The sequence below is a fragment of the Nitratireductor aquimarinus genome (assembly GCF_017255295.1).
GTDB lineage: Bacteria > Pseudomonadota > Alphaproteobacteria > Rhizobiales > Rhizobiaceae > Nitratireductor > Nitratireductor aquimarinus.
This window is the reverse complement of record NZ_JAFKDE010000017.1, coordinates 21283-33987: the sequence shown is the minus strand read 5'-3', so window position 1 is coordinate 33987 and position 12705 is coordinate 21283. Positions and strand designations below refer to the sequence as shown.

At 62.8% G+C, this 12705-nt stretch carries 14 protein-coding genes and 1 pseudogene; 8 read left to right on the top strand and 7 right to left on the bottom strand.

The window, feature by feature from the left end:
• From trpA to JYP46_RS21460, 7 genes and pseudogenes are all read right to left on the bottom strand, one after another.
• Positions 1–118, bottom strand: a pseudogene (gene trpA, locus JYP46_RS21490) (tryptophan synthase subunit alpha); the annotation flags it as partial.
• Positions 119–232: 114 nt separating this feature from the next.
• Positions 233–475: a hypothetical protein gene (locus tag JYP46_RS21485; protein ID WP_113153693.1), complete on the bottom strand. Its 243-nt coding sequence runs from the start codon at positions 473–475 to the stop codon at positions 233–235.
• A gap of 2 nt (positions 476–477) precedes the next feature.
• On the bottom strand, positions 478–1698 hold the full coding sequence (trpB, locus tag JYP46_RS21480; protein WP_113156105.1) for a tryptophan synthase subunit beta: 1221 nt from the start codon (positions 1696–1698) through the stop codon (positions 478–480).
• Positions 1699–1708: 10 nt separating this feature from the next.
• Positions 1709–2374: a phosphoribosylanthranilate isomerase gene (locus JYP46_RS21475; RefSeq protein ID WP_206549296.1), complete on the bottom strand. Its 666-nt coding sequence runs from the start codon at positions 2372–2374 to the stop codon at positions 1709–1711.
• Between the two features lie 157 nt (positions 2375–2531).
• On the bottom strand, positions 2532–3296 hold the full coding sequence (locus JYP46_RS21470) for a M48 family metallopeptidase (protein WP_206545522.1): 765 nt from the start codon (positions 3294–3296) through the stop codon (positions 2532–2534).
• Between the two features lie 95 nt (positions 3297–3391).
• The gene (locus JYP46_RS21465; protein WP_113156104.1) at positions 3392–3823 is read right to left on the bottom strand and encodes a DUF2852 domain-containing protein; all 432 of its coding nucleotides are present in this window, start codon (positions 3821–3823) and stop codon (positions 3392–3394) included.
• A 163-nt stretch (positions 3824–3986) separates the two neighbouring features.
• A complete protein-coding gene (locus JYP46_RS21460) occupies positions 3987–4760 on the bottom strand; it encodes an alpha/beta hydrolase (RefSeq protein ID WP_113153690.1) in 774 nt (257 codons plus the stop codon).
• Between the two features lie 182 nt (positions 4761–4942).
• Between JYP46_RS21460 and infC the strand changes: the two genes are divergently transcribed.
• The 8 genes from infC to JYP46_RS21420 all read left to right on the top strand — a co-directional run bounded on the left by infC (position 4943) and on the right by JYP46_RS21420 (position 12699).
• Positions 4943–5485, top strand: a complete 543-nt coding sequence (gene infC, locus JYP46_RS21455; RefSeq protein ID WP_113153689.1) for a translation initiation factor IF-3 — start codon at positions 4943–4945, stop codon at positions 5483–5485.
• Positions 5486–5616: 131 nt separating this feature from the next.
• Entirely contained in the window at positions 5617–6252 is a 636-nt protein-coding gene (locus JYP46_RS21450; protein WP_206549295.1) for a methyltransferase family protein, read from the top strand.
• Positions 6253–6497: 245 nt separating this feature from the next.
• The gene (gene rpmI, locus JYP46_RS21445) at positions 6498–6698 is read left to right on the top strand and encodes a 50S ribosomal protein L35 (RefSeq protein WP_007009054.1); all 201 of its coding nucleotides are present in this window, start codon (positions 6498–6500) and stop codon (positions 6696–6698) included.
• Between the two features lie 37 nt (positions 6699–6735).
• Positions 6736–7137 carry a 50S ribosomal protein L20 gene (rplT, locus tag JYP46_RS21440; protein ID WP_007009055.1) on the top strand — a complete coding sequence of 134 codons (402 nt, stop codon included), beginning with the start codon at positions 6736–6738 and terminating at the stop codon, positions 7135–7137.
• An 86-nt stretch (positions 7138–7223) separates the two neighbouring features.
• Positions 7224–8111, top strand: coding sequence for a BUD32 family EKC/KEOPS complex subunit (locus tag JYP46_RS21435; protein ID WP_206549294.1), 888 nt, complete (start codon positions 7224–7226; stop codon positions 8109–8111).
• Positions 8108–9193 carry a phenylalanine--tRNA ligase subunit alpha gene (pheS, locus tag JYP46_RS21430; protein WP_113153686.1) on the top strand — a complete coding sequence of 362 codons (1086 nt, stop codon included), beginning with the start codon at positions 8108–8110 and terminating at the stop codon, positions 9191–9193. The genes JYP46_RS21435 and pheS overlap by 4 nt, the downstream gene beginning before the upstream one ends.
• Positions 9194–9204: 11 nt before the next feature.
• Positions 9205–11610, top strand: coding sequence for a phenylalanine--tRNA ligase subunit beta (gene pheT, locus JYP46_RS21425; protein ID WP_206549293.1), 2406 nt, complete (start codon positions 9205–9207; stop codon positions 11608–11610).
• A gap of 102 nt (positions 11611–11712) precedes the next feature.
• Positions 11713–12699: a Gfo/Idh/MocA family protein gene (locus JYP46_RS21420; RefSeq protein ID WP_206549292.1), complete on the top strand. Its 987-nt coding sequence runs from the start codon at positions 11713–11715 to the stop codon at positions 12697–12699.
• Positions 12700–12705: the final 6 nt, after the last annotated feature.

Here is a 12705-nt window from a genome sequence, read left to right as displayed (position 1 = left end):
CCTTCATGATCGACAGCGCGGTCTCATAGTCCGGGTCGCCGCCCATGAAATAGGTCACGAGCGCGGGACGGTTCTCTTCCTTCAGCCGCGCAAAGCGGCGGTCAATGCGGGTGGTCATGTCAGTCTCTGGTCCTCGTACATCCAGCGCGGCGCCCCCACGCCGTCTTGCATTCCTTGCGGTTGCAGCGGCCTCGGCGCTCGATCACGAACGCGGCAACACCATGCAAACAGATCATCCCTCAGCGTGTTCGCGGATATCGATGGTCACGGCAAAAGCATAGAACCCATCGCGCTCGATCCGGCTTTTAGCCTCATCGGGATCGAACGCGATGCGCGGTTCGCCGTCATCGGCCACATGGGTCAGGAAAGCAAGGTTCTGGCTTTCCCGGATCCCCTGCGGGTTTTCCCTATCGTCGTCCTGGCGGATGGCCACATAGTGGTGCCGGTTTTGCTTGGAGCGATAGATTTCGAACATGTTCAGATCTCCATGCCGAGCATCTTTCCAACGGTATGCACGTCCTTGTCTCCGCGACCGGAGAAATTGACGATCATGATCTGGTCCTTGCCCATGGTCGGCGCGAGCTTGATCGCATGGGCAATCGCATGAGCCGATTCCAGCGCCGGGATGATGCCCTCAAGACGCGTCGTCATCTGGAACGCCTCGATCGCCTCATCGTCCAGAACGGGCGAATAGATCACACGGCCCGAATCCTTCAGCCAGCTGTGCTCCGGCCCGACGCCGGGATAGTCCAGCCCCGCAGACACCGAATGCCCGTCGAGGATCTGCCCGTCATCGTTCTGCAACAGATAGGTGCGGTTGCCATGCAGCACGCCCGGACGGCCAGCCGTCATGGAAGCGCAGTGCTCGTCACCCTCCAGCCCGTGTCCGCCGGCCTCGACGCCGTGGATCTCCACCTGGCGGTCATCGAGGAAGGGATGGAACAGGCCGATGGCGTTCGAGCCGCCGCCCACCGCCGCCACGATGGCGTCGGGCAGCCGGCCCTCCAGCTCCTGGATCTGTTCGCGCGCTTCCGTGCCGATCACCGACTGAAGATCGCGCACCAGCTCGGGATAGGGATGCGGGCCTGCCGCCGTGCCGATCAGGTAATAGGTGTCTTCAACATTGGTCACCCAGTCGCGCAGCGCCTCGTTCATGGCGTCTTTCAGCGTGCCATGTCCCGAAGAGACCGGCTTCACCTCGGCGCCCAGAAGATGCATGCGGAAGACATTCGGCTTCTGCCGCTCCACATCGGTCGCACCCATATAGACCACGCAGGGCAGGCCGAAGCGGGCCGACACGGTGGCCGAGGCCACGCCATGCTGGCCAGCCCCGGTCTCGGCGATGATGCGGGTCTTGCCCATGCGCTTGGCGAGCAGGATCTGGCCGAGGCAATTGTTGATCTTGTGCGAACCGGTGTGGTTCAGGTCTTCGCGCTTGAAGTAGATCTTCGCGCCGCCCAGATGCTCGGTCAGGCGTTCTGCGAAATAGAGCGGCGAGGGGCGACCCGTATAGTGACGGCCGAGATATTCGAGCTCGGCCCGAAACGCCGGATCGTCCTTGGCCTCGTTCCAGTGTTTTTCCAGATCGAGGATCAGCGGCATCAGCGTTTCGGCAACGAACCGGCCGCCGAAGATGCCGAACATGCCGTCATCATCCGGGCCAATCCGGAAGGAATTGGGTTCTGCCGGTTTGTTCAAGGTGTTCTCCTCATGCCAGAACCGCATCGCCTTCGCGCGCCGCCCGGACGGCGCGGAAGAAATTGCGTATCAGATCCGGATCTTTCTCACCGGGCGCACGTTCCACGCCTGACGAAATGTCAATTGCGCGGGGCGACGCGGCATTCAGCGCCGCGCCGATATTGGCCGCTTTCAGCCCACCGGAAAGCATGTAATCCACGCCATCGTCAAGGGCCGCAAGCAGCTCCCAGTCGAAGGATACACCATTGCCGCCGGGAAGGTCAGATCCCTTCGGCGGCTTGGCGTCGAACAGGAAACGGTCGGCGATGCCGCGATAGGGCGTGATCTTCTCGAGATCGGCTGCCTCGCGGATCGCAAAAGCCTTCATCACCGGCAATCCGTACCGCGCCTTCACCTCGGCCACGCGCTCCGGGCTCTCGGCCCCGTGGAGCTGCAGGATATCGGGCTTTGCCGCCGCGACAATGGCGTCGAGCGCCGCGTCATCAGCATTGACCGTGACGGCCACCACATCCGCGCGACCGCGCGCAGCCTCACGCAGGCGTCCGGCCTGATCCGGCTCCACATGGCGCGGGCTCTTTTCAAAGAAGATGAAGCCGATATGGCTCGCTCCGCCGTCCAGCGCGGCAGCCAGCGCTTCCTCGGTCTTCAGACCGCAGATCTTTACGTCGAGTGTCATGTCAGGGAAGTCGCACGAAAAGGCGGCGGAGTCGAGGCACAACGCGATTGAGCCAGCGGGCTGGAGGTGAGGATATGCGGGGCGTCAGGCGGCCAACCGGGGGGAAATGGGGAACGCCAAGCGCCATCTCACAAGCGCACTCAGCCCAACACAACCGTCACTCAAAGCCGATGGCCTGCAATGCGGTTCCGTTGCGCTTGAGCCAGTCCTTGCAGCGATCCGTTTCCGGCGACAGCTCCTTGCAGAGCTTCCAGAAGCGGGGACCGTGGTTCATTTCGCGCAGATGCGCGACCTCGTGCGCGACCAGATAGTCGATCACCAGCGGCGGGGCCATCATGATGCGCCAGGAGAAGGAGAGAACGCCGTCGGAGGTGCAGGAACCCCAGCGGCTTTTGGTGTCGCGGAAGCGGATCGCGCGGGCGCGCTTGTCGATCGTGGCCGTATGCCGGGCGACCAACGCCTCGATATCGCGCTTTGCCTCGCGCTTCAGGAAATCGGCGACACGGCGGGGCAGGTGCTCCGGGTCGCCATAGACGACCAGCACCGGCGCGCCATCACGCGTGGCGACATGTGCGGCCCCGCGACGGCCGGTCTCATGCACGATCAGATGCGGCTCACCACGCACCGGGATCTTGATGCCCGCGCGCACCACAGGGCGCTCGGGCAGCTTTTTCAGCTTTTCCTCGAGCCAGCCCGTGTGGCGGTCCAGAAACGCCTCCACCTCACGCGACCGGGAGAGCCCCGGCGGCACGGTGATGCGAAGACCTCTCCCGCCCGGCTCAATGCGCAGGGTCAGGCGCTTGGCGCGCGCATTCTCAACGATGCGCAAAGGCAGCTCGCGCCCGGCCACCCGGTGCGTGCGTTCGGTCGGCGGTGCGGCGACCTTAAGCCCGATCATTTTGTTGAGAAATCCAAGCGCCATGGTGAAAGTTTAAGCGATTCGTGAGCGAAAATGCGCAAAGAAAACGGCACCTCAAAGAGATGCCGTTCCAGTCATATGCCTGCCGTTTTGGAAAATCAGTCCTCGTCGGTCACGTCCGGCACGGACTTGCCACGGCCTGATTTGCGGCCCTTGTTGCGCTCGTTCATGAAACGATCGAACTCGTCCTGATCCTTGGCGCGGCGCAGTTCGCGCATGTATTCGTCGAACTCGTCACGCGCCTCGTCGAGCTTGCGGCGCTCTTCGGCGAGCCGGTCGAGCTCCTTGTTGCGCCAGTCGTCAAAGGCAACGTTGCCGGTAAACGACTGGCTCCGCGAGGCGCGGCGGCAGCCGGCGAAGACTTCATCAGTCTTGCGGTTGACGTCCTTCTTGAACTCCCCGAGGCGATCACCCCACAGAATGTAAGCGAGCATGGCGAGGCCGAGCGGCCAGAAAACCATGAAACCCACCACCATCAGAGCAATCGTCGCTGGCGTCCAGGCAGGACGGATAAGTGCAGAATTTGTCATGATCACCCGTTCCTTTCCTTGAGCATGCAACCCCCGGGAAGTTGCATGAATTCGAGATGGGGGCTGTTTTTCAGGTTTCAAGGAAATGGTAAACGAGAAACAGACAAACCTTTGTTTTTCCTATATTTATTTCCGCACTCACCGGCCAATTTCAACAATTGGCCTAAACCGGACGCTCGATCAAACCTTCCAGCGACCGCAAGATCAACGCGATATCCTGGGGTCTGGAAAGCCGGTGATCGCCATCGCCGATCAGCGAGATGGTGACATCGTCTGCCGGCAGATGCTCGGCCAGCCGCATGGCATGGGCGAAAGGCACATCGGGATCTGCCTTGCCCTGCAGGATATGCACCGGGCAATGGGTGTCGATGACGCCGTCGAGCACCAGGTTCTTCCTGCCGTCCTCGAAAAGCGCACGCGTGTAAACATAGGGCTCGTCGGAATATTCGGACGGCTCTTCCATATAGCCCTTCTCTTCCAGATCCCGCCGGTTGGCGTCCGAAAGCTTCGGCTCGACCAGCACGCTGGTGAAATCGGGCGCGGGCGCAAGAAGAAGAAGGCCGGCCAGCCGGTCGCCCTCGCCCGCCCTGTTGAGTTCCTGCGCCATGCGCAGTGCGATCCATGCGCCCATGGACGAGCCGACGAGGATCTGCGGGCCTTCGGTCATGGCGCGAAACACACCGAGGCTCTGCTCGAGCCAAAGGGATATGGTGCCATCGCGGAAGGCGCCGCCGGACTCGCCATGGCCCGAGTAATCATGCCGCAGGAAGGCGTGTCCCGCCTCGCCGGCCCACGCATCAAGCGCCTCGGCCTTGGTGCCCAGCATGTCGGACTTGTAGCCGCCCAGCCAGACAACGCCCGGCGCTCTGCCGGTCCGGTGTCGATAAGCGATGTCCGTATCGCCGATCTTCAGGAAGCTGGGGGTGGCGTCCGTCATGGTTTGGCTCCTTATTTACCCGGATAAATTCTTTCAACCGCACCGTTTCCGGCATAATCAAAAGGTGCGACGTGATTCTTTTGACCTTATATGCTATTGACACTTCGCCTGCCGAGACGACATACGCCTCGGCTAAACAGTGCCGAAACCCAGTGATTTAACAATTCGAGGAGATCACGACCATTCGCAGACCATTCAAAGCGCCGCCTCAGAAAGTAGAAGGCCCGCGCGCAAACCGCGACATCCGGGTTCCCCAGATTCAGCTCATCGACGACGAAGGCAACAACCGCGGCGTGCTCGCCACGGAAGATGCCCTGCGTCTTGCAGAAGAGGCCGGACTTGACCTGGTTGAGGTGGCAGCGAACGCCAAGCCGCCTGTGTGCAAGATCACCGATCTCGGCAGGATGAAATATCAGACTCAGAAGAAGGCTGCCGAGGCGCGCAAGAAGCAGAAGACCATCGAGATCAAAGAGATCAAGATGCGTCCGAACATCGACTCTCATGATTATGAGGTGAAGATGAAGGCTGTGCGCCGTTTCTTCGAGGCTGGCGACAAGGTCAAGCTGACGCTCCGTTTCCGTGGCCGCGAAATGGCCCATATGGAACTCGGCATGAAGCTCCTCAACCGCGTCAAGGAAGAGGTCGAGCCGATTGCCAAGGTGGAAGCCGAGCCCAAGCTCGAAGGCCGCCAGATGATGATGGTTCTGGCGCCCCGCACCACGTAACAGGCCTGCGCCCGCAAGGGCCGGGGCCGTTCGACGCGATAAAGCCGGAACTTTGTCCGGCTCTTCCCCCACAAAATGCCGCATTCCCTCCCTAGCAAAATCATAAACATGGTTTGCTAGGGGGTTTTCGCGTGTCCATTCACCAGATTGCGCTTGGACAGTTCCAGCGCCTGCGCATCGCCAGTTTCTGGCTGATTGCCTCTCTGCTGTGCGGCTTCGTTCTCTTTTTCCATTCCGGCTGGGCGCATTACCAGCCACTCGGCATTGATGTTGAGGAGATCATCGAGATCGCCGGCCTCGGCCTGATCGGCATCGCCATCGTGGGCAGGCTCTGGTGCACGCTCTATATCGGCGGGCGCAAGGCGGCGGAGCTGGTGCAGGACGGCCCCTACTCGATCACACGCAATCCGCTCTATGTCTTCTCCACCATCGGCGCGATGGGTGTGGGCGCGCAGACCGGCAGCATCATCGCGGCGATGATCTGCGGTGCTCTGGCCGCTTTCATTCTCAGCATCACCGCACAGCGCGAAGAACACCACCTGCGCGACACTTTCGGCGACGCCTATGACGCCTACGCAGCGCGCGTGCCTTCCTTCCTCCCGAACCCAAAGCTCTTTCACGATCCCAAGACGCTGACCATCCTGCCGGAGCGGCTTTACGGAACGCTGCGGGACGGCCTGATCTTCTTTCTGGCCATGCCGGCCTTCGAACTGGTCGAATATGTCCAGGATCTCGGGCTGCTGCCCACTCTGTTCCGTCTCTACTGATCCGGCCCCGCAACCCCGCCCCGCAACGCGGCCAAATCAGGAGTTGCGCAATCTTTCGCCCCCCGCTATAAGGCCGCGTTCCTGGACCGGCCGGCAGGGCATGCCGTGGCGGTCCTTAATGCTGAAAAGCACACGCAGGGAACCGAGCAGACGAAATGCGGCTCAGGCCGCCGCCGGATTTCCGGCGCTCCTCGCGGAGCCGTTTGCACCGACACACCGGCGTGAGCCAAGAACGGAGAAGCAAAATGCCCAAGATGAAGACGAAGTCTTCTGTCAAGAAGCGGTTCAAGGTAACCGCCACCGGCAAGGTGAAAGTCGCAGCTGCTGGCAAGCGCCACGGCATGATCAAGCGTTCCAACAAGTTCATCCGCGATGCCCGCGGCACGATGGTTCTTTCCGATCCCGATACGAAGATCGTGAAGAAGTTCATGCCCTACGGCCTGTAATCGCAGGAACCCGGAACACATTTAAGGAGATCATGTCATGGCACGCGTAAAGAGGGGCGTTACCGCCCACGCCAAGCACAAGAAGGTCATGAAAGCCGCCAAGGGTTTCTACGGCCGTCGCAAGAACACCATTCGCATCGCCAAGCAGGCGGTCGAAAAGTCGATGCAGTACGCCTACCGCGATCGCAAGGCTCGCAAGCGCAATTTCCGCGCTCTGTGGATCCAGCGCATCAACGCCGGCGCACGCGAACACGGCCTGACCTATGGCCGCTTCATCGACGGTCTGAACAAGGCCGGCATCGAGATCGATCGCAAGGTGCTGGCCGACATGGCCGTGCATGAGCCGCAGGCATTCGCCGCTCTGGTGAAGAAGTCCAAGGAAGCGCTCGTGTACCTCAAGGACACCACCCCGAATGCTTTTGAAAGCGCTGTCGCCTAAGGCCAGCGCTTCCCGAAGCAATCAGGTTTAGTTCGGGAAACCCGCGCTGGCAGGGCTGGCGCGGGTTTTTCTTTGTGATGAAGACCATGAACGACGAGACGAGACACGAGCAGGACGTTCTTTCGCCGGAAGCGACGGCGACACTGCTGCGCATGCTCATCACCGGTGAGCGCGAGCGCGTCTCCTCGCTCGTGCTCGACGGACAGACCGTCTGGATCAAGCGTTACGATGTGGAGCGGGTGCCGGTGGCTAAATGGCTGCACACGGCGCTGACGCCGCTGATGCCCTCCGCCTTTCTGCGCGCGTCACCTAAAACGAACAGGGCAAGCGCCATCGACCGTGAAGCGCGCAAGCTCGAAGCCTTCCGCGCCGCAGGGCTGCCAACGGCGAAACTGCTCTTCCGCAACGACAGGGTGCTCGTTCTGTCGAATGTGGCTCCCATCGCCCAGAACGAGCTGGCCATGCTGGCGCAGCACGGCGAAGACGCCGCCCATGACAGGCTCCTCGTTGACGCGGCGCGGGCCCTGCACGACGCGCACAGGCGCGGGTTGTGTCACGGCCGTCCTCACCCGCGCGACATGTTCATCACCAGCGATGAACGCTGGGGCTTCGTCGACTTCGAGGAAGAACCGGAAGCCTCCATGCCGCTTGCCACGGCGCAGGCGCGTGACGTCTGGCTTCTGTTTCTGCAGATCTGCATGCAGGCGAAGCAGCCCGAAACGCCGCAGGCGGCGTTCGACGCCTATTTCGCCACCCCGCCTTCCGGAGTGCGCGACGCACTGCGGCGGATCGTCCGATTTCTCTCGCCGCTCATCCCCTTTCTCGGCGCAATCGAGCACAGGGGGCTTGGCAGCGACGGCAAGCGCGTGTTGAAAGCGACACGGTTTCTCAAAACGGCTCTCGGCAACGCGGCGGCCAGCCCCGCCGAAATGAGCCAGCACGACATCAAACCCAAAAAGGGCTACGAGGCATGAGCGAACTCGAAGAACTGGAAAAGACCATCGCCGGGCAGATCGCCACGGCCGCCGACGAGCAGGAGATCGAGGCGGTGCGCGTTGCGACGCTCGGCAAAAAGGGCTCGGTCTCGCAGATGCTGAAGACGCTCGGCTCCATGTCGCCGGAAGAGCGGCAGGTGATGGGCCCGGCGATCAACGGTCTCAAGGCGCGCGTCACCGAAGCGCTGACCACAAGGCGCACCGAGCTGCGCGAAGCCGCCATCGATGCCCGGCTGGAGCGTGAGAAGGTCGATGTGACCCTGCCCGTACGCCGCCCGCCGGCCGAGCGCGGCCGCATCCACCCGATCAGCCAGGTGATCGACGAGATCACGGCCATCTTCGCCGATATGGGCTTCGCCATCGCCGAAGGTCCGGACATCGAGACCGACTATTACAACTTCACGGCGCTTAACTTCCCCGAAGGCCATCCGGCCCGCGAGATGCACGACACCTTCTTCTTCCCGCCGGATGAGAAGGGTGAGCGCAAACTCCTGCGCACGCACACCTCGCCTGTTCAGATCCACACGATGGAAGCCCAGGAACCGCCGATCCGCATCGTCATTCCGGGCAAGACCTACCGTCAGGATTCCGATGCGACGCACTCGCCCATGTTCCACCAGCTCGAAGGGCTGGTGATCGACAAGACGGCCAATGTCGCCAACATGAAGTGGGTCCTGCAGGAATTCTGCAAATCCTTCTTCGAGGTGCCGCAGCTGAACATGCGCTTCCGCCCGTCCTTCTTCCCCTTCACCGAGCCGAGCCTGGAAGTGGACATCCAGTGCGACCGCTCGCAGCCGGGCGAAGTGCGCTTCGGCGAGGGCAATGACTGGATGGAGATCCTCGGCTGCGGAATGGTGCACCCCAATGTGCTGCGCGCCTGCGGTCTCGATCCGGACGAGTATCAGGGCTTTGCCTGGGGCATGGGCATCGACCGCATCGCCACGCTGAAATACGGCATGCCTGACCTGCGCGATTACTTCGACGCGGATGTGCGCTGGCTGGAGCATTACGGCTTCCGCCCGCTCGACCTGCCGACGCTTTTCGGCGGCCTCAGCGCTTAAGGAGATAGACCATGAAATTCACGCTCTCCTGGCTCAAGGAGCACCTTGAGACCGACGCCACGCTCGACGAGATCGTCGAGAAGCTCACCATGATCGGCCTTGAGGTCGAAGAGGTGGACGACAAGGCGTCGCTGAAGCCGTTCGTGATCGCGAAGATTCTGACGGCCGAGCAGCATCCCGATGCCGACCGGCTGCGGGTTCTTTCCGTCGACACGGGCGACGGCAAGCCGGTTCAGGTGGTCTGCGGCGCGCCCAATGCGCGTGCGGGCCTTGTCGGCGCGTTCGCGGCGCCCGGCGCTTATGTGCCCGGCATCGACGTGACGCTCTCCGTCGGCAAGATCCGCGGCGTGGAAAGCCACGGCATGATGTGCTCGGAACGCGAGCTGCAGATGTCGGACGAGCACAACGGCATCATCGACCTGCCCGAAGACGCCCCCGTCGGCACTTCGTTCGCAAGCTGGGCGAACCTTGACGACCCGGTGATCGAGATCGGCCTGACGCCGAACCGTCCCGACTGCACCGGCGTGCATGGCATTGCCCGCGATCTGGCGGCTGCCGGCCTTGGCACGCTCAAGGATGCGCCCATTGCGCCGGTTGCCGGCAAGGGCGCGTGCCCTGTCGAGCTGACCATCGAAGCACCGGAGCTTTGCCCCGGCTTCGCGCTGCGTCTCGTGCGCGGTGTGAAGAACGGCCCCTCGCCCAAATGGATGCAGCAGCGTCTGACGGCGATTGGCCTGCGCCCGATCAACGCGCTGGTCGACATCACCAACTACGTGACCTTCGATCTTGGCCGCCCGCTCCACGTCTTCGACGCCGCCAAGGTGAAGGGCGACCTCACCGTGCGCCGGGCCAAAGAAGGCGAGACGGTTCTGGCGCTTGACGAGCGCACGTACAAACTCACACCGGAGATGTGCGTCATCGCCGATGGCAATGGCGTCGAGTCGATTGCCGGCATCATGGGCGGCGAGCACTCGGGCTGCGATGAGAACACCACGGACGTGCTGATCGAATCCGCCCTCTGGGACGCGATGAACATCGCCCGCACCGGCCGCGATCTCGGCATCATCACCGATGCGCGCTACCGCTTCGAGCGCGGCGCGGACCCGGAGATGATGGAGCCCGGTCTTGAAGTCGCCACCCGGCTCGTTCTGGACCTGTGCGGCGGCGAGCCGAGCGAAAGCCGCGTGGTCGGCTATCAGGGCTACGAGCCGCGCAGCATCACCTTCCCGGTGAGCGAGGTGAAGCGCCTGACCGGTCTCGATGTGTCGAGCGCCGAGAGCAAGGACATTCTCCAGCGTCTCGGCTTCGCCTCCACGGGCGAGAGCGACGTGCTTGAGGTTTCCGTGCCGTCCTGGCGGCCGGACATCGACGGCAAGGCCGATCTGGTGGAAGAGGTGATGCGCATTCACGGCGTGAACGAGATCGCGCCCGAGCCCCTCTCCTCCCACGGCGCGGTCAACAGCCAGATCCTCACCGTCCTGCAGAACCGCACCCGCAATGCGCGGCGCGCTCTTGCCGTGCGCGGCATGATGGAAGCCGTGACCTGGACCTTCATCGATGAAGCGCAGGCGAAGCTCTTCGGTGGTGGCGATGCATCGCTCAAGCTCTCCAACCCGATTGCCGCAGCCATGTCGGACATGCGCCCCTCGCTGCTGCCGGGCCTGATCGCAGCCGCCCAGCGCAATGCAGCGCGCGGCTTTGCCGATGTGGCTCTGTTCGAGGTGTCGAGCACCTATGAGAATGACAGCTATGCCGGCCAGCGCCGGGTTGCCGGCGGCATCCGCCGCGGCACGGCAAAGATGGACGGCTCCGGGCGTCACTGGTCGGGCAACAGCGAAGCGGTCGGCGTGTTCGACGCCAAGGCCGATGCGCTGGCCGCTCTCGAGGCAGCGGGCGCACCTGTCGACAAGCTGCAGATCGTGGCCGGTGGTCCGGACTGGTATCACCCGGGCCGCTCAGGCACGATCCGCCTTGGACCCAAGATCGTGCTCGCCACGTTCGGTGAGATTCACCCGCGCACGCTGGAGGCGCTGGACGCCGAAGGACCGATCTGCGGTTTCGAGGTGTTCATCGACACGATCCCCGAGCCCAAGGCGAAGGCAACGCGCACCAAGCCGCGCCTGGAGCTTTCACCCTTCCAGCTCGTGCGCCGCGATTTCGCCTTTGTGGTCGACAAATCGGTCGAGGCGGCAACCATCGAGCGGGCAGCTGCGGCAGCCGACAAGAAGCTCGTGACCGCCGTGCGCGTGTTCGACATCTTCGAGGGCGCATCGCTCGGCGAAGACAAGAAGTCGGTCGCCATCGAAGTCTCGATCCAGCCGCGCGAAAAGACGCTGACGGACGAGGAACTCGAAGCCATCGCCGGCCGCATCGTGGCCAATGTCGGCAAGCAGACCGGCGGCACGCTGCGCGGTTAGAGCGCTTGTTCAGAACCTTGAAAAGGCGGCCATTGAGCCGCCTTTTCTTTTGCCGAACAGACCGATAGGGTTTGCCCTCCAGAGACGAGGAGAGGAGAATCCATGTTGCGTTGGGGCGTTCTTTCGACGGCCAAGATCGGTCGCGAGCAGGTTATTCCGCAGATCCAGGATGCCGAAAACGGCGTGGTGACGGCGATTGCCAGCCGCGATGAGGCCAAAGCGCAGGCGCTGGCTGCGCGCTTCGGCATTCCGCACACCTTCTCGTCCTACGACGCGCTTCTCGCCTCGCCGGATGTGGACGGCGTCTACATCCCGCTGCCGACCTCCGATCATGTGGACTGGGCCATCAGGGCGGCCGACGCCGGCAAGCACGTGCTGGTCGAAAAGCCGCTGGCGCTCGATGCAAAGGACATTGCCCGCGTCATCGAGGCGCGCGACCGGAACAATGTCGTCGTCTCGGAAGCTTTCATGGTCACTTACCACCCGCAATGGCACAAGGTGCGTGACCTGATCGCCGAAGGCGCCATCGGCCGGCTGCGGCATGTACAGGGCGTGTTCTGCTATCACAATGTCGACCCCGACAACATGCGCAACAAGCCGGAGCTTGGCGGTGGCGGGCTGCCCGACATTGGCGTCTACCCCACGGTCACCACCCGCTTTGCAACCGGCAGCGAGCCGCAGCGCGTGCAGGCGATGGTGGAGCGCGACCCGAATTTCGGCACCGACATCTACGCCAGCGCCAAGGCCGATTTCGGCAACTTCGAACTGACCTTCTACGTGTCGACGCAGATGGCGCTCAGACAGTCGATGGTGTTCCATGGCGACAAGGGGTTCATCGAGGTCAACGCCCCCTTCAACACCCCGGACTATGGCGATACCCGCGTTACCGTGTTCAGCGCCGATCACAACAGCGCCAGCGTCCACCGTTTTCCCCGCGCCCGGCAGTACCGCCTGCAGGCGGAAGCCATCGCGCGGGCGGCGCGGGGCGAAGAGGCGGCGATCTTCACGCTCGAGGATTCGGTGAAGAACCAGAAACTCATAGACGCCATCTATCGCGCCGCCACCCATGATGGCTGGGAGACAGTCTAGCAGAAG

Coding starts and splice junctions, on each gene's coding strand:
- JYP46_RS21485 (WP_113153693.1), bottom strand. CDS start 475: ATGTTCGAAATCTATCGCTCCAAGCAAAACCGGCACCACTATGTGGCC.
- JYP46_RS21475 (WP_206549296.1), bottom strand. CDS start 2,374: ATGACACTCGACGTAAAGATCTGCGGTCTGAAGACCGAGGAAGCGCTG.
- JYP46_RS21470 (WP_206545522.1), bottom strand. CDS start 3,296: ATGGCGCTTGGATTTCTCAACAAAATGATCGGGCTTAAGGTCGCCGCA.
- JYP46_RS21465 (WP_113156104.1), bottom strand. CDS start 3,823: ATGACAAATTCTGCACTTATCCGTCCTGCCTGGACGCCAGCGACGATT.
- JYP46_RS21460 (WP_113153690.1), bottom strand. CDS start 4,760: ATGACGGACGCCACCCCCAGCTTCCTGAAGATCGGCGATACGGACATC.
- rpmI (WP_007009054.1), top strand. CDS start 6,498: ATGCCCAAGATGAAGACGAAGTCTTCTGTCAAGAAGCGGTTCAAGGTA.
- rplT (WP_007009055.1), top strand. CDS start 6,736: ATGGCACGCGTAAAGAGGGGCGTTACCGCCCACGCCAAGCACAAGAAG.
- JYP46_RS21435 (WP_206549294.1), top strand. CDS start 7,224: ATGAACGACGAGACGAGACACGAGCAGGACGTTCTTTCGCCGGAAGCG.
- pheS (WP_113153686.1), top strand. CDS start 8,108: ATGAGCGAACTCGAAGAACTGGAAAAGACCATCGCCGGGCAGATCGCC.
- pheT (WP_206549293.1), top strand. CDS start 9,205: ATGAAATTCACGCTCTCCTGGCTCAAGGAGCACCTTGAGACCGACGCC.
- JYP46_RS21420 (WP_206549292.1), top strand. CDS start 11,713: ATGTTGCGTTGGGGCGTTCTTTCGACGGCCAAGATCGGTCGCGAGCAG.